Here is a 23,435-nt window from a genome sequence, read left to right on the forward strand (position 1 = left end):
GCCCTCCGGCTGCCAGATTCCTTGCGGCCTGTTTCAATCTGGGTTGGAAGAGATCCGGCCCGCCTTGATCGGCGCGTCGGGATGCGGAGTGTGCGGTGTCTTTGTGCCGGTCGGCGCGGCGATCCAGTGGATGCCGGCAGCCACCAGCCCGAGCACGATGCCGAAGGCGACGATGCCGTTCCAGCCGAAGCGGCTCATCAACCAGCCGCTGACCACCGTACCGACGGCGCCGCCGAAGAACGTGGCCGTCATATACAGGCTGTTGATGCGGCCTTGCGCTTTCGGATCGACGGCGAAGGCACGTGTCTGGTTCGATACCAGACCGGCTTGCACACCGATATCGAGCACGATGACGCCGATCACGAGCAAGGTCAGCGACGAACTTGCGCCGGACAGAAGCAGGTAGGCCAGCGTGACGACGCCGATACTGAGTCCGACGACATGGCGGGCACCGCGCCGGTCGGAGACATGGCCGCCCAGTGAAGCCGCAAACGCGCCGGCTGCACCGATGATGCCGAAGCCGCCTGCCCACGCGCTGCCCAGGTGCCACGGCCCGGTGGCCAGCAACGCAGCAAGATTGACCCAAAAGGCGTTGAAACAGGCCCACAACAGGGCTTGCACCATCATCGATTCACGAACAGGACGATGGTCCCGCGCCAATGGCCAGAGCGAAGCGAGCAGGCGTCCGTAGGAGAGATCCGTGGACGGTACGCCCCGCGGCAGAAGCGTTGCCGCGGCAATAAAGACCGGCACCATGAATGCCGCTTCCAGCCCGTAGACCGCGCGCCAGCCGTACGTCGCGCCGACTACGCCGGCCACCGTGCGGCCGAGCAGAATGCCCACCATGATGCCGCTGACGACCGTGCCGACCGAACGCCCGCGCTGGTGCGGATGCGACATGACGGCTGCGAAAGGCACGAGTTGCTGGGGTACGCAACTGACGATACCCAGACCGAAGGAGGCTGCGATCAGCGTCCAGATGCTCGGTGAGACCGCCGCGGCGACGCCAAAGACGAACGCGAGAGCGATCTGACCGAGCACCAGTTTGCGGCGGTCGAAGCGGTCGCCAAGCGGCAACAGCAAGGCCAGCCCGGCCGAAAAGCCGAGCAGCGCCGCGGCCGCGACGAGATCGACCGTCGTCAGGTCGACCCCGAAGCCTGCTTTGATCAGCGGCAGGATCGGCTGGGTGCAATAGATGTTGGTGATCACCGCGCCGGCAATGATCGCCATCATGACGATCTTGGCGCGCGAGGCTACCGCGGGCGCAGGGGGACTAACGGGTGTGGTGGACTGGCCGCTCACGGCGTTCTCCTTGGGTTTCGATCTGTCGGCTGTCTACGGCGCCATGCCGCAATCCAGGATTCAGGTGCGAAAGTTACCCGCTTGCATTTACAAAGAGAATCCCTCACGATCAAGAATCATCCTTCCACTATTTGATAGGTTCCATGAATCGTCTTGAATCCATGTCCATCCTCGTCGCTGTCGTCGACTCGGGCAGCCTGTCGGCGGCCGCACGGCGGCTCGACATGCCGCTGGCGACGGTCAGCCGTAAGGTGGGGGAACTGGAGTCGCATCTGAAGACGCGTCTGCTTCATCGCACTACGCGCCAGCTCTCGTTGACGGAAGCGGGAAGCTCATACGTGGCGGCCTGCCGGCGCATTCTCGAAGAAATCGGCGAGGCGGAGCGAGCCGCGACCGGGGAATATGCCGCGCCTAGAGGCGAGTTGGTGGTTACCGCGCCGGTCGTGTTCGGTCGCTTGCATGTCGTGCCGGTGGTGGCGGATTTTCTCGCGCACTATCCGGAGATCGACGTGAACCTCGTGTTGACGGACCGCGTCGTGCACCTGATGGACGAGCACGCCGACGTCGCGATCCGGATTGGCGAATTGCCCGATAGCTCGCTGATGGCGACGCGCGTCGGAACGGTGCGCCGGGTCATCTGTGGCAGTCCCGCCTACCTGGAAAAGCATGGCGTGCCGGGCAGTCCGCACGACCTGTCCCGGCATGAGTGCATTACGTTCGAAGTTCTTGCGTCCCTGCGCGCCTGGGTTTTCGGGTCCGGCAAGTCAGAGTTGTCGGTGCCGGTTCGATCGCGGCTTGCGGTGAATACGGCGGAGGCAGCGATCGAAGCCGCGACGCTCGGAGTCGGCCTGACACGTGTGCTGTCCTACCAGGTGGCAGAGGCAGTACGTGACAACGCGCTTTGCGTCGTGCTGAACGCTTTCGAGTCGGCACCGTTGCCCGTCAATCTCGTGCAAAAAGGACAAACGCCCCTGCCGTTGAAGTTGCGTGCTTTCCTCGACTTCGTGACGCCGCGGCTACGCACGCGGACCTCGCACGATCTCACCGACCGATGATGAGGTGGCCAAGCTGCCACAAACCCAGTCCAGCTAGCAGCGCGGCCGAGCACAGGTTGACGGCGCGTTGCCAGCGTTGGTCGAAACGGTCGCGCAGCCAGCCCACACCGGTGGACAGGATCAACCACCACAACGCCGAACCCGCCAGCACGCCGGCCACCATCACCCAGGGCGACGCCGACGGCGCGCGGCCTGCCAGCGCGCCGAACACCGCCATGAAAGACAGGATGGTGGTCGGGTTCGACAGGGTCAGCACGAAGGTGCCGGCCACGTAGCGCAGTAGCGTGCTGGTTGGCGAAGGGCCATCCGCGCTGCGCACCGCCGGCTTGGTGGCGATTCGCCAGGCCAGCCATAGCAGGAACCCGCCGCCGAACAGGCCCAGCCACAGCCTCAGGCTCAACAACCAGGCAATCAGTCCGTTGACGCCAAACGCGCCGATTGCACCGTACACGGCGTCGGCGAATGCCGCCCCCAGCCCCGTGGCCAGGCCCGCACGGCGACCATGGTCCAAGGTGCGCTGGATGGCCAGCAAGCCAATCTGCCCGACAGGTGCGGCGATCGATAGCCCGATCAGTAGCGATTGGCCGAACAGCACGGGCACGGGCGATGACAAGTTGGGTTCCATAGCGGGAAGGACTCAGCGTTCCGTGGAATGCGCTGCGAATAGTTGCAGGTGACGTGCTTCCGTTTCGTCGTCGGCGGGGAACATGCATTCCAGGCGCAGCTCCTGCGCGGCGACAGTTTGTGGTGTCCCGACGCTCGTCACCATGGAAAAATATCTCAGCACCCCACCCTCGCTGACGAAGCCCATCGGAATGACGGGCATCGTAGGTGTGGCGGTCGGCGCATGATGCGCCTTCCAGTCGCTCGGCACGTCGGGATACGCAAGGAGCTCGTCAAGCAGACGCTGCGTGTTGCCGTCGATCACGTGGCCGACCGATTCGCGATGCACCCGTTGCAGCAAGCTTCGCGCGACGCCGTCCCAATCGGCCACGAACGGACGCATACCCTGCGGATCGAAGATCAGATGCAGCATGTTGCGCGGTCCTTCGCGCGCAGCCATGTCGATGAAGTGGTTGAAAAAGCGTGGCGCTGCGTCGTTGGTCATCAGCACGTTCCAGTGACGGTCCATCACGATCGCCGGAAACGGTTCGTGCTGGCGAATGACCCGCTCGAGCGCGCGGATGACACCGTGCATCTCCTGCGCGTTCCACGCTGCCTCCGAATATACGGGCGCGTAGCCGGCGGCGAGCAGCAGCGCATTGCGCTCGCGCAGCGGCACGTCGAGCGTCTGCGCGAGGGTCAGGAGGGTGTGCCGGCCCGGCACGCTGCGCCCGCTTTCGATGAAGCTGATCTGGCGCTGCGAGACACCGGCCTCGAGCGACAGATCGAGCTGACTCACGCCCCGCACGTCTCGCCAATAGCGCAACAAATCGCCCAGTTCGCCAGGCGGAGCTTTCGGATCGGGACGGGTGACGTTCATCGGGTTTCCTAAGCAAGACGGATGACTATAACGGACTCAGGGCGCAGGCACCTGCCAGGCGAATTCGTCGAACGGCGTTTCGAGCGCCGGCTGGGTCACGCTGCCGGTGTAGTTCGTGATAGTCGAGGCGGCAACCACGGCAATGACTTCGAGTAACTGCTCGGGACTGAACCCCGCCTCAAAGAAGCGTCTCTGGTCCAATTCAGCCAGCCGGCCGCGCTTTTCGATCAGCGTACGCGCCAGCATCGACAGCGCGGCCAGGCTGGCGTCATCAGGCAGGCCGCTGTGACGCATTGCGTCGACATCGGCGGGATGCACGCCCTGCTGCAAGGCGAGCGCGGTGTGAAACGCGACCGCCCACTCGCTGGCGTTCGTGACCGCGTTGGTCAGCAGCAAGGTCTGGATCTGCGGCTCGGTCAGACTGCTCGCATGCACGCGCTCGAACAGGCCGATGAAGCCATTGATCAGCACCGGTGAAGCGGCCATCGCGCCCGCAATGTTCGGGATCAGGCCGAACGCCTGTTGCAGTTGCTGGAGTACGGGCTTCGATTGTGCGGGCGCGGACTCGATCGTGTGAACGGGATAAGTAGACATCGCATTTCCTCGACGGTGAGCGCCACCGGATTGGTGGCGCGACAGCCAAAGAGTAGAGGCGCTGGTGCTGCACGCCAATTACATCGGATGTAATCGTCGCGCTCGTCAATCGTGTTCTGCGCGCCTTCCGTCGAAGCCGCAACTATGCGCGCCGCCTCGCTGCACGTTTCTGCTGCGGTGGCTGCATGGCGCGAAGCTCGGACGCATCGAGGAAAAAGTTCCGGTTACCCGCCATGCGTTCAACCATGAAGTCGATGAACGTCTTCACGCGCAGCGATTGTTCCGTTCGATGCTTATAGTAGATGTAGATCGCGCCGTACTCCACGACATGTTGTGTCAGCAACGGAACAAGCCTGCCGCTTCTGATATGAGTCGCGGCACTGAAACTGCCCAACTGCCCGACGCCGAGACCCGACAGCACAGCCTGCGTTTCCATTTCCGTATCGTTCACACAGATGGCAGCGGGCAAGTCGACGTAGACCATTTCATCCCCGCTCCGGAACTGCCACTGCGCGAGCTTGCCCGTGTTTGCGCGCCGATATCCCGTGCAGCGATGTTGAGCCAGTTCTTCGATGGTCCGCGGCGCGCCGTTGCGCTCGATATAGTCCGGCGATGCGCACACGATCAGCTGAATCAGTACCAGCCGACGCGCGATCGAGCCGCCCGAAGGCGGCGGTCCGCCGCGGAATCCCACGTCGGAGCGGTCGGTCACGAGATCGGTGAATTGGTCGTCGAATTGCAGTTCGAGTTGCACGCTCGGATAGCGCTGCTGGAATTCTTCGAAGTACGGCCAAAGGACCGCGAGCCCGAATGCGCGCGGCGCGCTCACGCGCAGCATGCCGGCCACGTCTTCCTTGGAGCGCCGGGCCTCGTCGAGCGCAGACGACAGACTGGCAAGCGCCGGCTCCACGCTGTCGAGAAGCCGTTGACCTTCCTCGGTCAGGCTCAGCTTGCGGGTAGTCCGATGAAAGAGCCGCACGCCCAGTTCCTTTTCCAGTTGCATCACCGCATGGCTCGCGGCCTGCGGCGAGATGCCCTGATCGACCGCTGCGCCCCGCAGACTCCCGAGCGTTGCGGCACGCACGAAGGTGGTGATCGCACGAATTTCGTTCATTTTCGGGGCCCCTGATTCGCAAATAAACGTTGATTATCACTCCACTAATATACGGCTAGTTTATGTCAATCGTCACGCCTACCATGACATCACTTCATCACACACGTAGGAGAGACATCATGGCTAACGCTCAACAAGGTGGCTTCAAGCGGGTCTGGTTCATCACCGGTGCGTCGCGTGGTATTGGCGCGCTGATTGCCGAGGCTGCGCTCGCGGACGGCAACGCGGTCGTGGCCGCCGGACGCAACGTTCGGGCAATCGTCGAGCGCCTCGGCGAGGCGGCGAGGTTGTTGCCTGTCGCGCTGGACGTGACCAATGAGGACCAGGCAAAAGAAGCCGTGAAGCTGGCGATCGAAAAATTCGGCCGCGTCGATGTGCTCGTCAACAACGCAGGCTTCGGTTTGCTGGGTGCGGTGGAAGAGTCCGCCGACAAGGACGTTCGGCGCATGTACGACACGAATGTATTCGGCCTGCTGAACGTCACACGTGCCGTGTTGCCGACAATGCGCTCAAACCGCGCTGGCCACGTGATCAATATTTCATCGATTGGCGGTTATCGGGCCGCGGCGGGATTTGGCGCGTATTCGTCGACGAAGTTCGCTGTCGAAGGCATTACGGAAGCGTTGCACGCCGAGTTGAAACCGCTAGGCATCCACGCGACTGTTGTCGAGCCGGGGTATTTCCGCACGGACTTTCTGGATGCGTCCTCGCTGCTCGTTGCTCCCGATGTGATCGACGATTATGCCGAAACCTCGGGCGCAGTCCGCCGCAAAGCCATGCAAATGAATCACAACCAGCCCGGCGACCCGACGAAGCTCGCGGCCGCGCTGATCACGCTCGTCGATGCAGCGAATCCACCGTTGCGACTTCCCCTTGGCACCGACACGCTAGCTGCCATCGCTGCGAAAAACGCTTATGTAACGGAGGAAACGGACACGTGGAAGGACCTGTCGGCATCGACCGACTTCGCGGTCTGAATGACAAATGCGGCGGCTCAGCTTTGCCTGGGCCGCCGCTAGCCTGAACGGTAGTTGTGATCCGATCAAGCGTGCAGAACCAGCTTCTGTACGCGCCAGTTCAGCAGTTCGGCGACGAACAGTACGTTCTCCGACGGACACGCCATCTGATGTATCCAGCCGAATTGCTTCGGCTGTTTGCCTGATTTACCCAATACGCCGAGCACCTTGCCGTCGAGCGTCATCTTGTAGATACGGCCCGGAAAGGCATCGGCGCTATAGAGCACCTGGTTCGGTCCGGGCGAAATGCAGATGGCCCATGGCGAGCCCGGCGCAAACGTGCCGGCCGCGATTGCCGCTTCGTCCGGCATGTTGCCGATTGCCGGACGTGCATCCGGCGGCACCGGAACGCCGATCGTGAACTGCCGCTGGAAATTGCCTTCGGTGTCGAACACCTGAATGCGCCGGTTGCTGCGATCCGCGACATAGATGTTTTCGTGCGCATCGAGCGCGATGCTATGCGGCGTATGGAATTGCCCCGGCCCGGTGCCGCGCTCGCCCCACGACTTGATCCAGTTGCCGTCGCGATCGACTTTGGCGACGCGCGAGTTGATATAACCGTCGCTGATGTACGTGTTGCCCGCCACGTCCCACGCGACGTCCGTCACCTGACGGAAGCGGCCAGGCTCGGCGGGCAGCGGCGGGTTCGGGTGCTTGAGCGGACCGGTCTCTTCGTCGGCGGCTTCCTGCTTGCGACCGAACACCATGTTGACGCGTCCATCGGGTGTGAACTTGATCACCATGTCGGAGCCTTTGTCCGTCACCCATATGTTGTCCTGACGGTCTACCTTGACGGTATGCGCGAACGACCACGCATACAGGTTGTGTCCTATCTCGCGGATGAAGCGTCCGTCAGGGGCGAACTCCAGAAGCTGCGCCGCCGCCGCGCCGTAAGCCGGCCCGTTCGAGTTGCCGCGTGACAGCACGAAGATGTGCCCTTGCGAGTTGAGTGCGACACCGGAGCATTCGCCGAAATAAATGTCTTTAGGTAAGCGAACGGGATCGGCAATCGAGTCGTAAGCAATCGACGGCACCGGTTCTGCGTCGGCGAAAGCGGATGGCATCACGAGTCCAGCGGCACTGCCGGCGACAAGGCTCATGAACGTACGGCGACTCATCGCCCGATGCTCCGCACTGCCGCAGCACGGGCAAAACGACCCATATTGTTCGCTCATCCGATGTCTCCTGTGTGATATCTCACGTACCGTCCGGTCGCGATGTATTCAACTTACCGGACGTGCAGAGGCAATCGTAGTGCAGAAAACACTTAATTTAAATGCTTTCGGCCTGACGTCGCATACCGAACTAAGCAAACAAGCAAGGTTTCCTCACTTGTTTCCTGCTTCATTAGTCCACGTGTGCGAGGCTTCGTGTCGTGCAAACCTTGGGCGGCCGATCGCGCAACAACAGCGGCATGCAACGCCGGGTCGCTGTCTGTGCCGCCCATTCGCAATACTGGGCGCTGCCGAGCACCCAGCCCTTGAGCGTCGACTGCATCAGGTTATTGACCTCGAGTTCGTCAAGCGGCTGCGCACCCAGATCGCGGTAGGCCTGATGGCGCTCGACGGGCGTATTGCCGAGCGTCCGGTAGAGCGGATGGTCCTTGATGAACCTGTCGACGCGCAGCCCGACGTGATGCGTGAAACTCGACCACGGGTAGCTTCCCGGCTCGGCGACAAGGCGATTGCGCACCGGCGCGTGATCAATGACCTGACTCGCGAACAGGAAATACCTATCCGGCTCGATCACGGTTGCGCAGTAGCCGCCCCGCCACACGGAACCGCGGCGTCCATGCCGGCGGTTGAAAGTCTCGACGTAGCGACGGCCGACCGCCTGCATCGCCATGGCCACGCTCGACTCATATGAAGGGGTAACGAGAAACTGTATCGAGTCCGGCATCAGTACCCATGCGTGGACTGCCAGATCGGCGACGCGCGCTGCGTCTGCCAGGCAGCCGAGGAAGTACAGATAGTCTCCTTCATCCAGGAATGCGGGCCCTGTGAGCCCCTGCAACATAACGTGCTGCGGTTGTTCTGGGACGTAGTGCCGTGAAAGCCGTGTCATGCTGAAGTAACCGGAAATCCGATGTGAGAAAGAGATCCGACAGGTATCGGATCCGTGAGGTGCGCAACAAAATTCTATCGGTGAGGTGCGTGCGGTTTCGTCGCGAAAAGGCCTTTTAAATGGCCTCATTTCGTTGATTTGGCGATCACAGGCGGCCATTTTTTTAGGTCGACGCTGAATAGCAGCGCCGCGATACGTTTTGCGATGTTCAGCCGCTGGAAACCTCAACCTGGATGCCGCTTGCGCTTAAAAGTGCCGGATCAAATGCAACCAACCGCTTGCCTGTTCTCGCAGGCGCCGTGGCTGCCACGGTCGGACTTGCGCGGCGCGGGGCGATTCCATGGAAGCGCACGCTGGAGACCGCTGGCCCGATCACACTCGGTGCGGCAGCGGGGGCGCTGCTAAGCGAACGGATTCCTGGCCACGATCTTCGGATCGTGATCGTGGCTGCCGTGACCGTCGCGCTCGTTCTCATCCTCACCAACCTCAAGAAATTGTTGAACTCGGCCGCCAAGGGCGACGCGAAGGTCGACTGGAAGGTGATGCTTCTGCTTTTCTGTGTGGGTGTCTGGACAGGCTTCATCGTGCTCGATGCTGGCACGTACATGTTGCTCGTTCTCGTCCTGGTGGCGGACTTTGCGCTGCCCGAAGCGAACGCCCTCAGAAATGTCGCGACCGCTACTGCCACTGCAGTGGCGATCTTTGCTGGACATGAGAGCGTCGACTGGACAACCGGCGGCGTCATGGCGCTCGGCAGCGTCGCCGGCGGTTTGCTGGGTGCACGACTGGCCATCTCCGATCAGGCACGTCGCTGGATTGTCGGACTGCTCGTCGTCGTGATCGTTGGCGAACTGGCCAACCTGTCAATACGATACTTCGCGCATTTACTCTATTGAAGGAAGGACACAGCCAGGCGACATGCAGGCGATGCTTAACACCTCTAAGAATGCGGCCATACCCGGCTGTACAGCAGCATGTCATGCAGCGCCTGTTCGACGGAGGCAGGAGCGACGCTAGTCTCGCCGTAATTCCGGACTAAGTGACCGGCGACACTATTTAGGTAACCGAAGTGCAGACCTTCGGGACAGCCTGCCGGCACATCGTCGCCCTATGAGAAATGCATTGGGTTGTGCCCTGCCCCCGCAATCCGATTCAAGGAGAAACGCCATGCGAACAGATTTCCTGTCCAACGGAAACGTTGCCGCCCCTATCGACATCCCCGCCATCGGGCTTCATATTCAAGCACACGCCATGAGCAAATCACCCCACGCAAATTGTTCGGTGTCATCGCGGGGCTTGCCGGGATATGTCTGGTGGTGGGTGTCAGCGCATTCCAGGGGCTTGGGCGGCAACTGGTTCCACCATTGGCGATCGTCATGGCGACGGTTTGCTATGCAACCGCGGCTATCTACGGACGGTCCTTCAAAGGACTCCCGCCCATTGCGCCTGCTGCCGGGTCGCTCGTGGTCGGCGTGATCCTGCTCGTGCCTGTCAGTCTGGTAGTCGACCGCCCCTGGACTATCCATCCTTCGTGGCAGTCGCTCATGGCGCTTACGGCGCTGGCGGTCTTTTCGACCGCGCTAGCGTTCGTGATTTACTTTCGGCTTGTACAGACGCTCGGGTCGGTTGGTACCACGGCGCAAGCCTATCTGCGGGTTCCCATTGGCGTCGCGATAAGCATCGTGTTTCTCGGCGAATCGATGTCGACGTCAGCCTGGCTGGGACTAGGATGCGTCGTCGCTGGAGTCGCCGCGATGACCATTCCGTCACGGAAACGCCAGAAACAGAACGCCTGACGGTATCTCAGCCGCTAACCTTCTGCTCCGCGGCCGCCTGCTCGCGCAGGTTACGGGCCTCGTCGCGCAGGAACTGCTGGTAATCGTCCAGATCGCCGTCGAAGGGTTCGACGCCGCCCTTGGTGACCAGCCAGAACTCATCGCAGACGGCGCGCAACAGGGCCCGGTCGTGACTGACCAGCATCACCGTGCCTTCGAATTCGTTGAGCGCCATGGCTAGCGCTTCGCGAGTGGCCAGGTCGAGGTGGTTGGTCGGCTCGTCGAGCAGCAGCAGGTTCGGACGCTGCCACACGATCATGCACAACACGAGCCGCGCCTTTTCGCCGCCGCTCATCGTGCTGACCGCCTGATGGACCATGTCGCCGCTGAAGTTGAAGGTGCCGAGGAAAGTGCGAAGCGATTGCTCAGTGCCGCTCTGGCCGGGCGCGCGCATGTGCGGCGGCGTGTCCTTGGCGAGGCGGATCATGTGTTCCATCGGCGTGTCGTGCGGACGCAGCACGTCGAGTTCCTGCTGGGCGAAGTAGCCGATGTTCAGGCCCTTGCCTTCGCTGATTTCGCCGGCAATCGGCGCCAGGGCATGCGCCACCGTCTTCACCAGCGTGGACTTGCCCTGGCCGTTGGCACCGAGGATGCCGATGCGCTGCCCGGCCAGCACGGAGCGGTTGATGCCCCGCACGATGACCGTGGGCGGCGTGCCCGGCAGTGCGTCGGCCGGCGCCGGATAGCCGAAACTCGCATCCAGCATCGACAACAACGGGTTCGGAACGTTGAGCGGCTCCTTGAACTCGAAGGTGAACTCGGCGTCGGCAAGCACGGGGGCGATCTTCTCCATGCGTTCGAGCGCCTTGACCCGGCTCTGTGCCTGCTTGGCCTTCGAGGCCTTGGCCTTGAACCGGTCGATGAATTTCTGCAGGTGAGCGATCTTGTCCGCCTGCTTGGCCATTGCGGCCTGCTGCAAAACGAGTTGCTCAGCGCGCATCTCTTCGAACTTGCTGTAGTTGCCGCCGTAACGCACGAGCTTGGCGTGGTCGACGTGCACCGTCACCTGCGTCACCGCGTCGAGGAATTCGCGATCGTGGCTGATCACGACCAGGGTGCCCTGATAGCGCTTGAGCCAGGCTTCCAGCCAGACCAGTGCGTCGAGGTCCAGGTGATTGGTCGGCTCGTCGAGCAGCAGCAGGTCGGACGGGCACATCAGCGCGCGCGCCAGTTGCAGCCGCATGCGCCAGCCGCCGGAGAAACTGTTGACCGGCTGGCTAAGCTCCCCATCGCTGAAGCCAAGGCCCAGGATCAGCGCCTGAGCGCGTGCGGGGGCATCGTGTGCACCAGCGTCGTGCAGGTCCATGTAGGCGTGCGCCATGCGCATGCCGTCGTCACTGGCCTCAGCGGCGGCTACCTCGGCCTGCGCGGCCAGCAGCACGGTGTCACCCTCGACGACGAAATTGGTCGCGCTCTGCTCGGTCTCCGGCATCTCCTGCGCAACCTGCCCCATTTTCCACGCAGCGGGAATCGAGAACTCACCGCCATCTTCGTGCAGCGTGCCGTTGAGAAGGCCGAAGAAAGACGACTTGCCGGCGCCATTGCGGCCGACAAGGCCAATCTTTTCGCCGGGAGTGAAGGTGATGGAGGTGCTGTCGAGTACGACATTGACGCCACGGCGCAGCGTGAGATTACGGACGGAAATCATAAGGAGCTACTTCAGAGAGGATTGGCATGATAGCCGACCGGACGTGCTGGGCGGTCGGTTTTCTGAGCCGCGGGCGTTTTGCGACGCAAATTATCCCGGTAAATCGCGTCGTTTTCGATTGGCGACGACTTGCGAAGGGTAACGTGACGCCTGAAAACCTGCTGGTTTCGCGTCTTTATTGTGAACCCGGCGGCTGGAGCCTTGTGGGGACTGCGTTCTGACCCCTTCCGTCCAGTGACGATACCGCGTTAGCCCTTCATCCATCCTCTGCGCCGCCTGGTGCAAACCCGATATTGAATCCGGCTCATACCCAACATCAAAAAAGATCGACTCTTGCCTATCCACAACGAATGACACAATCCCGACGTTCGTTCTCTCGTGAACAGGCGCGGGCTGTTGATCTTCGAAACGCTCCGCTATGTTCCTTCGAACGACACTCAGACTGGAGAGCCTTGATCAAAGTGTCAAAAACTATTTTTATTACCGGCGGTACCAGTGGCATTGGCGCCGCGACTGCCCGGCACGCGGTGGCAGCAGGGCATCGTGTCTTCGTGACAGGGCGAAGTCAGGAACGACTTCGGGCTTTGCTCGACTCGTTTGACACCACACAGCAGGACCAAGTCGACGGCCGCATCGTGGACGCCTCATCGTGGGACGAAACCGATCGTGCAGTACGCGGCTGCATCGAGCGCTTTGGCGGCCTGGATGTGGCTTTTGCCAATGCGGGTTTCTCGGCCCGCGGAGATCTCGGCAGCGGTGACCCTGAAAAATGGCGCGAGATGCTATTGACGAACGTCCTCGGTGCCGCGCTCCTCATCAAGGCAACGCTCCCTGCCCTTACTGCTGTTCGTGGACACTTTCTGTTCACTGGCAGCACTGCGGGCCGCAAGGTTTATCCAGGCAACCTCTACACCGCAACGAAATGGGCGGTCACGGGCCTTGCGGAGAGTCTGCGGCAACAGGTGGTCGGAACAGGCGTGCGGGTGTCCAATATCTCTCCCGGCCATGTGGATACGCCGTTATGGGCGGAACGGCCCGATGCGATGATGGAACCAGATGACGTCGCACGCACGGTGATGTGGATACTTGAGCAGCCTCGGAACGTGGATATCAGTGAGATTATTCTCCGGGCGACGGGGCAGGCGTTTTGAGGTGTGGGGTTGGTGGGTGATGCTTGCCGAAGAGCATCGCCCCAAGCTGATCATTGCCGGATGATCAGCCTTCGAGTCGCCCGTGTCGTCGTCCTCGCACAGATCGTCGATCATTTGACCTGGAAAACGTCGGCCTCCGGCGACATGCATCTAAAAGGCGAGAAAAACGTTGGATAGCTGTAGCATCAGCGAACTCAACGGGGGAAGACGGTGTTTCGGGAAATCAAAGCTCGCACAAACTCAATCGGCGTCCCGCTTGCCAGTTTGCTTCTCAGCGATCTGACCCGGATCCTGGCGGAAATGGTTGGCTATATCACGCTCCCCTGGTGGATCGTTCATCGGGGCGGCGCGCATGACCTGGCGATCTACAGCGTCAGCATCGCCATCACCACGATTTTCGCAATGCCGCTGCTTTCGCCACTCGGGGATCGCTACGCAAAGCGACCACAGATTGCATGGGGTCTATGCACCTTGATGCTCGTCGCCTTCACCCTCGCCTCGCTCGCTTCGCGGTCCGACTACCGACTGACGTTCATCATCTGCATAGGCATGGTCACCGTCATAGCGAAAGCTTTCGTTGATCCAGCCAGCTCCACCATTTCGACCGAGCTTCTTCCGGCGAATCGTTTGGCCGAAGCGCTTCGTTTACGGAAGTCGACGCAAGCGGTTGGCCGCGCCTTAGGTCCAGCATTGGCTGGCGCGACATTGGCCTTGGGTGGGATTGCCGCGACCTTCTGGATCAATGGCATTCTGCTCGGCATTGCTGCTTACGTGACTTTGCGGCTGCCGTCACACACTCAACATCGCGGACACCGGCGCGGATTAGCCGGTTGGTGGAAAGACCTGCGCGCCGGACTGCATGCTAAATGGATCGTGCCGTTGGAGCGCGGCTGGACGCTTGTCAACTTCCTCGTTTGGATATTTCAGGGCCCCGCGGTCGGCATGCTGATCCCCATCAAAGTTCAATCGCTCGGGCTGTCGGGTTTTTGGCTAGGTGTTTGCGAAACGGCCTTATCTCTGGGGTTACTACTCGGAAGCTTTCGTGGTTCCGATGCACTCGTCAATCGCTTCGGTCGATTCAACGTCCGGGTGGGGGCCGCTATGTGCGAAGGGCTGGCACTGGCTGCTTCGGGCTGGGCCCATTCGCCCATCGTTCTCGTTTTGGCGCTCACGTGTGTGGGATTCGCCAATGCATCGATGGGACTCGTTGGAGCGACGCACCGCTCATTGGCCATCCCGCAGAATTTCCGCGTGCGCATTCTCGCTGCCAGCATGATGACCACGCAGATCGCGGGCATTCTTGGACCGATGATCGCAGGCGCGGCGCTCACGCATTGGGCGGTGAGCGAGGTCTATACATGCTTCGGCCTCGCTACTTGTCTGCTCGCTTTTGGGTTTGTCCTGATTCCGCGCTCGCGCGAATTCTTTGCGCTTAATCACGATCAGGTGAAGGACTGGTTTCGTCACGAGTATCCCCATGCGTTCGACTCATCCACGGTGCCTGAATCGAAGCAGACTACGTAGATTGTGACGCTGCAAGGGGGCGCGGGTCGTCGCTTGAAGTGCTTGAGGTACGCGTTGCATATGGGCATCGCTCGAGGTTGCGTTCGGTCGCGTAGGGGCGCTGGGCGCAAGAGCCAAACTCGTCAACAATCCGGCGCTTCGCAACTGCGTCATCGAATAACGAATATCGTTTGAACGCCGTCATCGCTAACGTCGAATCGAACGTACGCCGCGTCGTCGAGAACGTATATCAACGATTGCTGACCAGGCGGCGCGAACGGCGGCTTCTTTACTGGCTTACCGAGCGTTGATGTTATTTTTTCGAGGCTAGCTATCCGGTTGCCGAAGAGAACCGCCCCAGCCGGCGTATCGCCGAATCGTTAGGCGGCGTAATCGTAGAAAGCCGCATGACGCCAAAGTACAAATCCGTCGTTATCGAATTCCTTGCCGGCCAGTCACGAGCGAAGTGTAATCGGTTCGGCGTTCAAATTGACTTCCGTCGGCCATGTTCGGACGCACGACCTGAACCTCCAGATTGTTGACAACGTGGCATCCGAAGACGCCGCGATTGGAGATCTGCCTGATTGGTGAGCTACCATGTCCGGTCAATACGGGACTGTCAGTTCAATCTGTGACCGTAAGGGAGACAGTGATCGACGAGCCTGAGTTATGGCCTGTTATCGTCGCAGATACCACGTATTTCCCGACGGGATCGTTGTTGGCAAGACCTACCGTCAGGCGTGCGTCTCCTAACTGCACAATGCCTGGTTTTGGCGCGGCGCGTTGCCATAGGTTGTACGAACCGACGTCCTGAACGGTTCCATCAGGTCCGGTAAGTCGATACGTGACGCTAACGTTGCATTTGCCCGCTGAGTTTGGCTTGCATCCAGAGATGCAAAAGCATAGTTAGTCTTCCTTGCGAAACTGAATGTACTGCCACGCAGGAAGATCGCGCCACAGGCCGCCGATACGCTCACGACGCTCCAGCAACACGGTCTTGAGCCCAGCGTCTTTGGCGTATTTCAGACAGATGCCACCGCCTACGACAACCAGATCGAGATCCGAGCCTGTGGTCATGGACGTGGAATATGCACAATGCCCCTCACTCTCGATCCCCGCCCCACGCCCTCCTCACCTTACAACGGTAAGCTCAGGCGTTGACCAGCCCGTGGGCAGACTCATGTGGTGCGGTGATCATCTCAGTTCGCTCAGGAAACTCCCGGCAATCAATCTACTTGCGGGTAGCGATGTGTTCCTCAAACGAAATGCGGGACCGAATTGGCTCGCACGAGACGCTTCTGAAAAGTATAGGCGGCCAATGCTGAATGGGAGGCAGCGCAGCGATATTCACGAAACTCTCTCTAAGTGAACTCCCCGCCCGACGGCCAGACGCCTTCAATGGCCGGAACGTTCGGCAGCGTACAACCGCCACCGGAAGCTCGAACCAGCGCGACGACATCACCCCGTCTCAATCCAGCGTATCTCCGATGCTTTCAAATGAGTACGCATCGCCGACTGGGCGGCAAGCGGGTCGTGCTCTTCGAGCGCACGATAAATCGCCTCGTGCTCCGCAAGCGCGGCCGCCCAGGTCTGACTTGACTCTGCATGGCCGCTAAGACGCGTCGAAATTGGGCTATGCCGCTCATCGAATAGCTCGGTCACCATCCGCACCAGCACAAGGTTGCCGCTCATCTCGGCGATACGGACGTGAAATGCACGATCGTGATCGAGCGGAGAATGGCCTGCCTCGACCTGCGCACGCATCGCATCGAGCGTTTCGCGCAAGCGAGCCAATCGTTCGGGGGTAATCAGCGCTGCGGCCAGCACAATCACTGATCCCTCGAGGACTGCCCGCGCCTGCATCAACTCAGACGGGCTTTCTCCCAATCCGCTGATGGCTTTCGGTGAGCGTTCCGGCAGTCGGCATACATAGACCCCGGAGCCTTGGCGAATCTCAACGGAGCCGGCGATCTCCAGCGCAATCAACGCTTCGCGTAACGACGGCCGCGACACGCCAAGCTGTTGCGCCAGATCGCGCTCAGGCGGCAGACGCGTGCCCGGCGCAAAGCCGCCCGACTGAATCAGTGCACGGATCTGATCGGCGATGTGCTGATAGAGACGCTTGGTCTCAACCTGCTTGAGTTGCGTGCTTGTCAAATGTCCTCCCCGCAAGCGGATGCCCTACCGAGCGCCAGAATGATTCGCCCGACTAAATTGGTTGGGCCAATTTACCCAGCAAGGGCCTTTCAGAAAGTATAGCCGACGCTGGCGTGCCGCCGCCAATCTTCTATATCCCACGGTCGATTGCGCCGCAATTTTTATTTCCGGCAACCCCTTCCATCAACCAACACGATCCGTTTGCACGATGAATTGTGTAAAGTGGCTTGACCAATTAGAGCGGTGTACCTATCCTGAGTCAACCCCCCGAGCGTTCGCCGACACGTCAGTTACGGGCTGGAAACGCGAGGAGCAGAACGACGGACTTGCCACCGTGCGAAGTCACGAATGGGAGACAGACTTGCTGGAATTCTCAAGCCAGCCCGCGCCGCGCCGCTGTTTGTCGGCTTGCCCGGACGCCGGTCATTCTGGTCGTGTGGAACTGGAAGTTGCAGCGGGCGAGCGCCTTGCGTCTTCCCATGCGTCAGCGCCTTGGCCCGCAAAAACGTCCACCGTCGACGCTCCGCGCGGCGCCGCGCAGCGCGACGAGAACGCCGAATTGCTGCGCCTCACCAACGTGACCAAGCGCTTTCCCGGCGTAGTGGCGCTCGACAGCGTCAGCTTCGACCTGAAGCGTGGCGAGGTCCACGCCGTCTGCGGCGAGAACGGTGCCGGCAAATCGACACTGATGAAGATCATCAGCGGCCAGTACCCGCCCGACGAAGGCTCGCTCCTCTACAAGGGCAAGGAATGCCGCTTCGCGTCGTCTCTCGAAGCACAGGCTGTGGGCATTGCCATCGTTCACCAGGAACTGAACCTGGTCCCTCACCTGTCGGTGGCCGAGAACATATTTCTTGCCCGCGAACCGCGGCGCGGAATCTTCGTGGACCGGGCGCGACTGCGCACGGATGCACAGCGCTGCCTCGACCGGCTTGGTGTGGACATCGCGCCCACGACCCTGGTGCGCACACTTTCCGTCGCGCAACGGCAAATGGTGGAAATTGCCAAGGCGCTCTCACTGGAAGCGGAAGTGCTGATCATGGACGAGCCGACTTCGTCGCTCACGGAGGCGGAAACCGGCCAGCTTTTCAGGATCATCCACGAACTGAAGCGCGCCGGCGTCGGCATCATTTATATCTCCCACCGCCTCGATGAAATGACCGAGATCGTCGACCGCGTCACCGTCATGCGCGACGGACGCTATGTCTCGACCGACGTATTTCGCGAGACCACCATCGACAAGGTGGTGGCGCGCATGGTGGGTCGGTCGCTGGAGGACAAATTTCCGCCGCGCACCTCCGTGCCGATTGAAGAGGTCCTGCTGTCTGTCGACCGGCTCACGCGCACGAATGTCTTCGGCCCCGTCAGCTTCGAGTTGCGACGCGGCGAGATCCTTGGATTCGCCGGCCTCATGGGCGCGGGCCGCACTGAAGTCGCGCGCGCTATCTTCGGTGCGGATCTGCCCGATAACGGCACGGTCAAGCTAGGCAATGAGATTCTCGCCATCCACTCGCCGATCGACGCAATCCGGCACGGCATTGCGTATCTCTCGGAAGACCGCAAGGCCAACGGTCTTGCGGTCAACATGCCTGTGGCCAGCAATATCACGCTGGCTCACATGGATGCGGTATCGAACCGCTTCGGCTTCATCCGCTTCGCAGCGGAAGCCGCCGTCGCACAGCGTTATATCGACGCGCTAGGCATCCGCACGCCAGGCGTCAGGCAGATCGCCCGCAACCTCTCCGGCGGCAACCAGCAGAAGGTCGTCATCAGCAAGTGGCTGTTCCGCGACTCGCGCGTGCTGTTCTTCGACGAGCCCACGCGCGGCATCGACGTCGGCGCCAAATTCGCCATCTACGAATTGCTCGACAAGCTTGCGGCGCAGGGCATCGGCGTTGTCATGATCAGTTCGGAACTGCCCGAGATCCTCGGCATGACGGATCGCGTGGCCGTTTTTCATGAGGGTGAACTGGTGACTATCCTCGAAACCCGTCAAACCAGCCAGGAAGAAATCATGCACTACGCCTCCGGCCGCATGCTCTCCGCGCACGCATCAGGAGACTCGCAATGAGCACGGTCACTCGCCCGAGCCCAGCCCTCGCGAACGAACGGCGCAAGGATCTGATCCAGAAGTTTGCCGCGTTCGCCAGCCTGATTGTGATGATCCTCGTGTTCTCCTCCACGAGCGAGGCTTTCCACACCGTCGACAACGCGATGACGGTCGCCTTGCAGGTGACCTCGATTGCCTACCTTGGCGTCGCCGCGACCTGCGTGATCATCACCGGCGGCATCGACCTTTCGGTCGGCTCAGTGCTCGCGCTCTCCGGCGTTGTGGCAGCGCTCGCAGTGAGAGCCGGTATGCCGGTTACTGTCGGAATGCTGCTTGGCATTGTCGTCGGCGCGTTGTGCGGCGCGGTGAACGGGCTGTGCGTGACGCGTATGCGTCTGCCGCCGTTTATCGCCACGCTCGGCATGATGCTGGTGGCGCGCGGCCTGGCACTGCAGATCACGGGCGCGCGGCCCGTGTCGGGACTCGGTGAATCCTTCGGCATCCTTGGCAACGGTTCGCTCTTCAGGATCGAGACGATCGGTGCCGATGGCTTTCCGGACGTGACGTTTCCCGGCATCCCCTACCCCGTCCTGCTGATGATCGTCATAGCCGTTGCGGTGTCGATCATGTTGAGCCGCACGACGCTTGGCCGCCATATCTACGCAGTCGGCTCGAACGCTGAGGCGGCCCGGCTCTCGGGCGTCAACGTGGCGCGCGTGACGATGTTCACCTACGTGCTGTCCGGTGCGCTTGCCGGTGTCACCGGCTGCGTGCTGATGTCACGCCTGCTCACCGCGCAGCCCAATGAAGGCGTGATGTACGAACTCGACGCCATTGCCAGCGCCGTCATTGGCGGCACCTCGCTGATGGGCGGCGTCGGCACGATCTCCGGCACGGCCATCGGCGCTTTCGTGATCGGCATTCTGCGCAATGGCTTGAATATGAATGGAGTGTCCAGCTTCATTCAGCAAATCATCATCGGCCTGGTGATTCTAGGCACGGTCTGGATCGACCAGCTTCGCAATCGCCGGTGAAATCCATCGGCGCCTCGGACCGGTATGGTCTGCAGCGCCGAGAAGTCCACGTACGACGACCAATCCTCACAGGAGTAGAGACATGCGCACTTTCCAAATGGGCCTGGTGGCCGCCACCCTGATGCTGGCAACCGGACTCGCCAACGCAGCCGGCGGCGAAATCGCCGTCATCGTCAAGACCTCGAGTTCGAATTATTGGCAGAACGTACAGAAGGGCGCGAACGCCGCGATGGGCCAGCTTCAGGGCTATACGATGACGTTTCAGGGGCCCGCCGCCGAAACGGCGATTGCCGATGAAGTCAACATGGTCGAAAACGCGGTGAACCGAAAGGTGGCCGGCATCGTGCTCGCGCCGTCCGATCCGGATGCGCTCGTGCCTGCCGTCAAGAAGGCATGGGAGGCCCATATTCCGGTTGTCATTATCGATTCCGCGCTCTCCGATTCCGGCAAGCAGTACTATCAATCCTTCCTGTCCACCGATAACAAGAAGGCCGGCGAGCTATGCGCCAAGGCGCTGATCGATCGCGTCGGGCCGACCGGAAAAATCGCCATCATGTCGTACGTCGCCGGTGCGGGTTCGGAGATCGGCCGGGTCGGCGGGTTCCGCGACTATCTGAAGGCGCACTCGCAATTGCAGGTAGTCGGTCCGTTCTATTCGAACTCGCAGATGGCGACCGCGTTGAACCAGACCACCGACACCCTCACCGCCAATCCCGACCTCAAGGGCATCTTCGGTGCGAATGAGCCGACTGCCGTAGGCATGGGCCGTGCACTCGAACAATCGGGCAAAGCGGGTAAGGTGGTGGCGATCGGGTTCGACGGTAACCAGGACCTGCAAGGTTTCATCAAGGACGGCACCCTCACTGCCACCGCCGTTCAGGGCTCCTACCAGATGGGCGAGCTCGGCGTAAAAACCGTGGTCAGCCTGATCGAAAAGAAACCCGTTCCTAAAGACCTCGACACGGGCGTGGTGATGGTGAACAAGGAGAACATCGATAAGCCCGAGGCGAAAAACGTGCTGTATTGATTGAATCATTCTGGCGGGTCCTCGTGCTCCGATACACGCCTACGCGAAGACCCGCTGCAAGGAATACTCATACTACTCTCGCGCCGTCCAGAGCGGCGACCAAACAGGGATTGCCATGCTGACGGTGATATGCGAGACGCCAGGCGAGCTGCGCGCACAGGAACGGATCAAACCCGAAGGCGGTGAAAGCGACGTGCTGTTGCGCGTCAAACGTGTCGGCGTGTGCGGAACGGATCTGCATATTTTTACGGGGAATCAGCCGTATCTGAGCTATCCGCGCGTGATGGGCCACGAACTGTCCGGCGTCGTCGAACAAGCCCCCGCGAACAGCGGCTTGATGCCCGGCGACCCGGTCTACGTCATGCCCTACCTCTCGTGCGGCCAATGCATTGCATGCCGGCGCGGCAAGACCAACTGCTGCGTGAATATCCAGGTGTTAGGCGTTCATCGTGACGGCGCATTCACCGAGTACCTGAGTGTCCCCGCGCAATTCGTTCACAAAGCCGAAGGGATTACCCTCGACCAGGCGGCCATGGTCGAATTCCTTGCGATCGGCGCGCACGCAGTCCGGCGTGGCGACGTAAAGCAGGGAGAACGGGTGCTCGTAGTGGGCGCCGGTCCGATTGGGATGGCCGTCCTGACGTTTTCCAGGCTGCGGGGCGCAACGGTTACTGCCCTGGACACGCGCGCAGAGCGGCTCGCCTTCTGCGCGAAGGAACTGGGCGTTGCGGCAACCGTTCAGGTCGGCGAGGACGATACGGCACAGCTGTCTGCGCTCACGGACGGCGATTTCTTCGATGTCGTGTTCGACGCAACGGGCAACCCCAAGGCGATGGAGCGAGGTTTCCAGTACATTGCGCATGGCGGGCGCTACGTGCTGGTGTCAATCGTAGCCGACACCATCAGCTTCTCCGACCCCGAGTTCCACAAGCGCGAAGCCACCCTGCTCGGCAGCCGCAACGCAACCGCTGAAGACTTTGAGACGGTCGTCAAGGCAATGCGAGCCGGCCAGATTCCGGATCGTGCGCTCAATACGCATCGGCTAGCGCTCTCTGATGTTCCCGCTCAATTTGCAACACTGCTCGATCCAGCCGCTGGTGTCGTAAAAGCGATCGTAGAATGTTAGACATGCGAACTTTGCATGACGGCCGCGACGCCCTCGCCGCGCCGCTGCAGCAACCCATTCTGCAGTTTGGCACGAGCCGCTTCCTGCAGGCGCATGTCGATTTCTTCGTGTCGCAGGCACTCGATTCGCACGAATCAGACGCGGCGATCGGCGGCATTGCGGTCGTTCAAACCACCGAAAATGCCGCCAGTGTGGTGCGCATCGCCGCGCTTGCGAACGGCCGCGGCTACCCGGTGCGCATACGGGGACTTCAGGCAGGACACGTCGTCGATGAGACGCTGACCGGTCACGCGATCCGCCAGACCGCGCACATCCGCGACGATTGGGCCCGCGTGCGCGAGGCCATCTCCGGTCCGGTGCAGATCGTAGTTTCTAACACCGGTGACAGTGGCTACCAGCTCGATGAACGGGACAATGCCCATGATTTCGTCGACCCCGCTCACGTACCGCAAAGTTTCCCCGCCAGACTGGTCGCGCTGTTGCATGCACGCTGGCGACGTCAGCCCGAGGCTCCGCTCTCGCTGTTTCCTTGCGAACTCGTGGCCAGAAATGGCGAGGTGCTACGTGGGATCGTCGTGAACCTCGCGTCTCAATGGGGCCTACCCGGCGACTTCATTCACTATCTCGCCGTGCATTGCGTGTGGGCCAATTCGCTGGTCGACCGCATCGTTTCAGAATCGATCATGCCCGTGGGAGCCGTCGCCGAGCCCTACGCTTTGTGGGCGATCGAACGGCAGCCGCGATTGCAGGTGCCGTGCGTCCATCCTTCAGTCATCCTCACCGACGATCTGCAACGCTTCGAGCGCCTGAAGCTGTTTCTGCTGAACCTCGGACATACGTTCCTCGCCGAGCGCTGGTTGCGCGACGCGCGCGCAGCCGACGAAACCGTGTATCAAGCGATGAACGATCCGGTTTTGCGCGCCCAGCTCGAAACAGTCTGGCGTGACGAAGTACTACCCCTATTTGAAGCATGGGGAGCACGTGACGATGCGCTCGCCTATGTGGCGCAACTTCGGGAGCGGCTCCTCAACCCGTTCCTGGAGCATCGACTCGCCGATATCGCGCAGAATCACACCCAGAAAAAACAGCGCAGGATCGCCCCATTGCTGGAGTTGGCAGCCTCTTTGGCGCAAGCGAAGGGGATCAGGATCGCCCAACCACGCCTGACGGAAATGATGGCGCACCCGGTCTGACGAGACGGACAGCACGCGCCACGCATTAAACGTCGAACGCTGCAGTTTTGCACGCGACAACGCCCGGACCTGTTGGCCAAAAA

Annotated in this window: 20 protein-coding genes and 1 pseudogene; 11 read left to right on the forward strand and 10 right to left on the reverse strand. The window is 61.2% G+C overall.

The annotated features are described in order from the left end of the window. Positions 1-33: 33 nt before the first annotated feature. Positions 34-1,302, reverse strand: a complete 1,269-nt coding sequence (locus P3T43_RS07265; protein ID WP_429280373.1) for an MFS transporter — start codon at positions 1,300-1,302, stop codon at positions 34-36. A gap of 143 nt (positions 1,303-1,445) precedes the next feature. On the opposite strand from P3T43_RS07265, the gene P3T43_RS07270 reads away from it, so the two are divergent. Continuing rightward, positions 1,446-2,357, forward strand: a complete 912-nt coding sequence (locus tag P3T43_RS07270) for a LysR family transcriptional regulator (RefSeq protein ID WP_429280374.1) — start codon at positions 1,446-1,448, stop codon at positions 2,355-2,357. Here P3T43_RS07270 and P3T43_RS07275 read toward each other — a convergent pair. The 4 genes from P3T43_RS07275 to P3T43_RS07290 form a co-directional block, all read right to left on the reverse strand. Continuing rightward, positions 2,344-2,970, reverse strand: coding sequence for a LysE/ArgO family amino acid transporter (locus tag P3T43_RS07275; protein ID WP_429280375.1), 627 nt, complete (start codon positions 2,968-2,970; stop codon positions 2,344-2,346). The two genes, P3T43_RS07270 and P3T43_RS07275, sit on opposite strands and share 14 nt — an antisense overlap. A gap of 24 nt (positions 2,971-2,994) precedes the next feature. Beyond that, on the reverse strand, positions 2,995-3,840 hold the full coding sequence (locus tag P3T43_RS07280; RefSeq protein WP_429280376.1) for a helix-turn-helix domain-containing protein: 846 nt from the start codon (positions 3,838-3,840) through the stop codon (positions 2,995-2,997). Positions 3,841-3,876: 36 nt separating this feature from the next. Beyond that, a complete protein-coding gene (locus P3T43_RS07285; protein WP_429280377.1) occupies positions 3,877-4,434 on the reverse strand; it encodes a carboxymuconolactone decarboxylase family protein in 558 nt (185 codons plus the stop codon). Between the two features lie 142 nt (positions 4,435-4,576). Further along, positions 4,577-5,548: a LysR family transcriptional regulator gene (locus P3T43_RS07290; RefSeq protein WP_429280378.1), complete on the reverse strand. Its 972-nt coding sequence runs from the start codon at positions 5,546-5,548 to the stop codon at positions 4,577-4,579. Positions 5,549-5,667: 119 nt separating this feature from the next. Here P3T43_RS07290 and P3T43_RS07295 point away from each other — a divergent pair, with 119 nt between their 5' ends. After that, the gene (locus P3T43_RS07295) at positions 5,668-6,525 is read left to right on the forward strand and encodes an oxidoreductase (protein WP_429280379.1); all 858 of its coding nucleotides are present in this window, start codon (positions 5,668-5,670) and stop codon (positions 6,523-6,525) included. Positions 6,526-6,590: 65 nt separating this feature from the next. Here the strand turns inward: P3T43_RS07295 and P3T43_RS07300 are convergent, their stop codons facing one another. Both P3T43_RS07300 and P3T43_RS07305 read right to left on the reverse strand, forming a co-directional pair. Next, entirely contained in the window at positions 6,591-7,739 is a 1,149-nt protein-coding gene (locus P3T43_RS07300; RefSeq protein WP_429280380.1) for a peptidyl-alpha-hydroxyglycine alpha-amidating lyase family protein, read from the reverse strand. Positions 7,740-7,911: 172 nt separating this feature from the next. Next, complete coding sequence (locus tag P3T43_RS07305; RefSeq protein ID WP_429280381.1) at positions 7,912-8,628, reverse strand: transposase; 717 nt, start codon at positions 8,626-8,628, stop codon at positions 7,912-7,914. A 233-nt stretch (positions 8,629-8,861) separates the two neighbouring features. Between P3T43_RS07305 and P3T43_RS07310 the strand changes: the two genes are divergently transcribed. Then, positions 8,862-9,524 (forward strand): sulfite exporter TauE/SafE family protein, encoded by a 663-nt coding sequence (locus P3T43_RS07310; RefSeq protein WP_429280382.1) that lies wholly within the window; start codon positions 8,862-8,864, stop codon positions 9,522-9,524. Positions 9,525-9,872: 348 nt separating this feature from the next. Next, positions 9,873-10,424: pseudogene (locus tag P3T43_RS07315) on the forward strand (DMT family transporter); the annotation flags it as partial. 7 nt (positions 10,425-10,431) lie between these two features. Here P3T43_RS07315 and P3T43_RS07320 read toward each other — a convergent pair. Next, positions 10,432-12,111: an ABC-F family ATP-binding cassette domain-containing protein gene (locus tag P3T43_RS07320; RefSeq protein ID WP_429280383.1), complete on the reverse strand. Its 1,680-nt coding sequence runs from the start codon at positions 12,109-12,111 to the stop codon at positions 10,432-10,434. 461 nt (positions 12,112-12,572) lie between these two features. On the opposite strand from P3T43_RS07320, the gene P3T43_RS07325 reads away from it, so the two are divergent. Together P3T43_RS07325 and P3T43_RS07330 are read left to right on the forward strand one after the other, a co-directional pair. Continuing rightward, positions 12,573-13,262 (forward strand): SDR family oxidoreductase, encoded by a 690-nt coding sequence (locus P3T43_RS07325; protein ID WP_429280509.1) that lies wholly within the window; start codon positions 12,573-12,575, stop codon positions 13,260-13,262. 210 nt (positions 13,263-13,472) lie between these two features. Next, a complete protein-coding gene (locus P3T43_RS07330; RefSeq protein WP_429280384.1) occupies positions 13,473-14,786 on the forward strand; it encodes an MFS transporter in 1,314 nt (437 codons plus the stop codon). Positions 14,787-15,671: 885 nt separating this feature from the next. Here the strand turns inward: P3T43_RS07330 and P3T43_RS07335 are convergent. Then, the gene (locus P3T43_RS07335) at positions 15,672-15,842 is read right to left on the reverse strand and encodes a hypothetical protein (protein WP_429280385.1); all 171 of its coding nucleotides are present in this window, start codon (positions 15,840-15,842) and stop codon (positions 15,672-15,674) included. A 381-nt stretch (positions 15,843-16,223) separates the two neighbouring features. Beyond that, complete coding sequence (locus P3T43_RS07340; RefSeq protein ID WP_429280386.1) at positions 16,224-16,922, reverse strand: FadR/GntR family transcriptional regulator; 699 nt, start codon at positions 16,920-16,922, stop codon at positions 16,224-16,226. 559 nt (positions 16,923-17,481) lie between these two features. Between P3T43_RS07340 and P3T43_RS07345 the strand changes: the two genes are divergently transcribed. The 5 genes from P3T43_RS07345 to P3T43_RS07365 all read left to right on the forward strand — a co-directional run bounded on the left by P3T43_RS07345 (position 17,482) and on the right by P3T43_RS07365 (position 23,352). Continuing rightward, positions 17,482-18,993: a sugar ABC transporter ATP-binding protein gene (locus P3T43_RS07345; protein WP_429280510.1), complete on the forward strand. Its 1,512-nt coding sequence runs from the start codon at positions 17,482-17,484 to the stop codon at positions 18,991-18,993. Further along, complete coding sequence (locus P3T43_RS07350) at positions 18,990-20,006, forward strand: ABC transporter permease (protein ID WP_429280387.1); 1,017 nt, start codon at positions 18,990-18,992, stop codon at positions 20,004-20,006. The genes P3T43_RS07345 and P3T43_RS07350 overlap by 4 nt, the downstream gene beginning before the upstream one ends. 82 nt (positions 20,007-20,088) lie before the next feature. Beyond that, a complete protein-coding gene (locus tag P3T43_RS07355) occupies positions 20,089-21,033 on the forward strand; it encodes an ABC transporter substrate-binding protein (protein WP_429280388.1) in 945 nt (314 codons plus the stop codon). Positions 21,034-21,148: 115 nt separating this feature from the next. Next, positions 21,149-22,159 carry a zinc-binding alcohol dehydrogenase family protein gene (locus P3T43_RS07360; RefSeq protein WP_429280389.1) on the forward strand — a complete coding sequence of 337 codons (1,011 nt, stop codon included), beginning with the start codon at positions 21,149-21,151 and terminating at the stop codon, positions 22,157-22,159. A gap of 44 nt (positions 22,160-22,203) precedes the next feature. Next, a complete protein-coding gene (locus tag P3T43_RS07365; RefSeq protein ID WP_429280511.1) occupies positions 22,204-23,352 on the forward strand; it encodes a mannitol dehydrogenase family protein in 1,149 nt (382 codons plus the stop codon). The last annotated feature ends 83 nt before the right edge of the window (positions 23,353-23,435 follow it).

Source organism: Paraburkholderia sp. GAS41 (genome assembly GCF_050436545.1).
GTDB lineage: Bacteria > Pseudomonadota > Gammaproteobacteria > Burkholderiales > Burkholderiaceae > Paraburkholderia.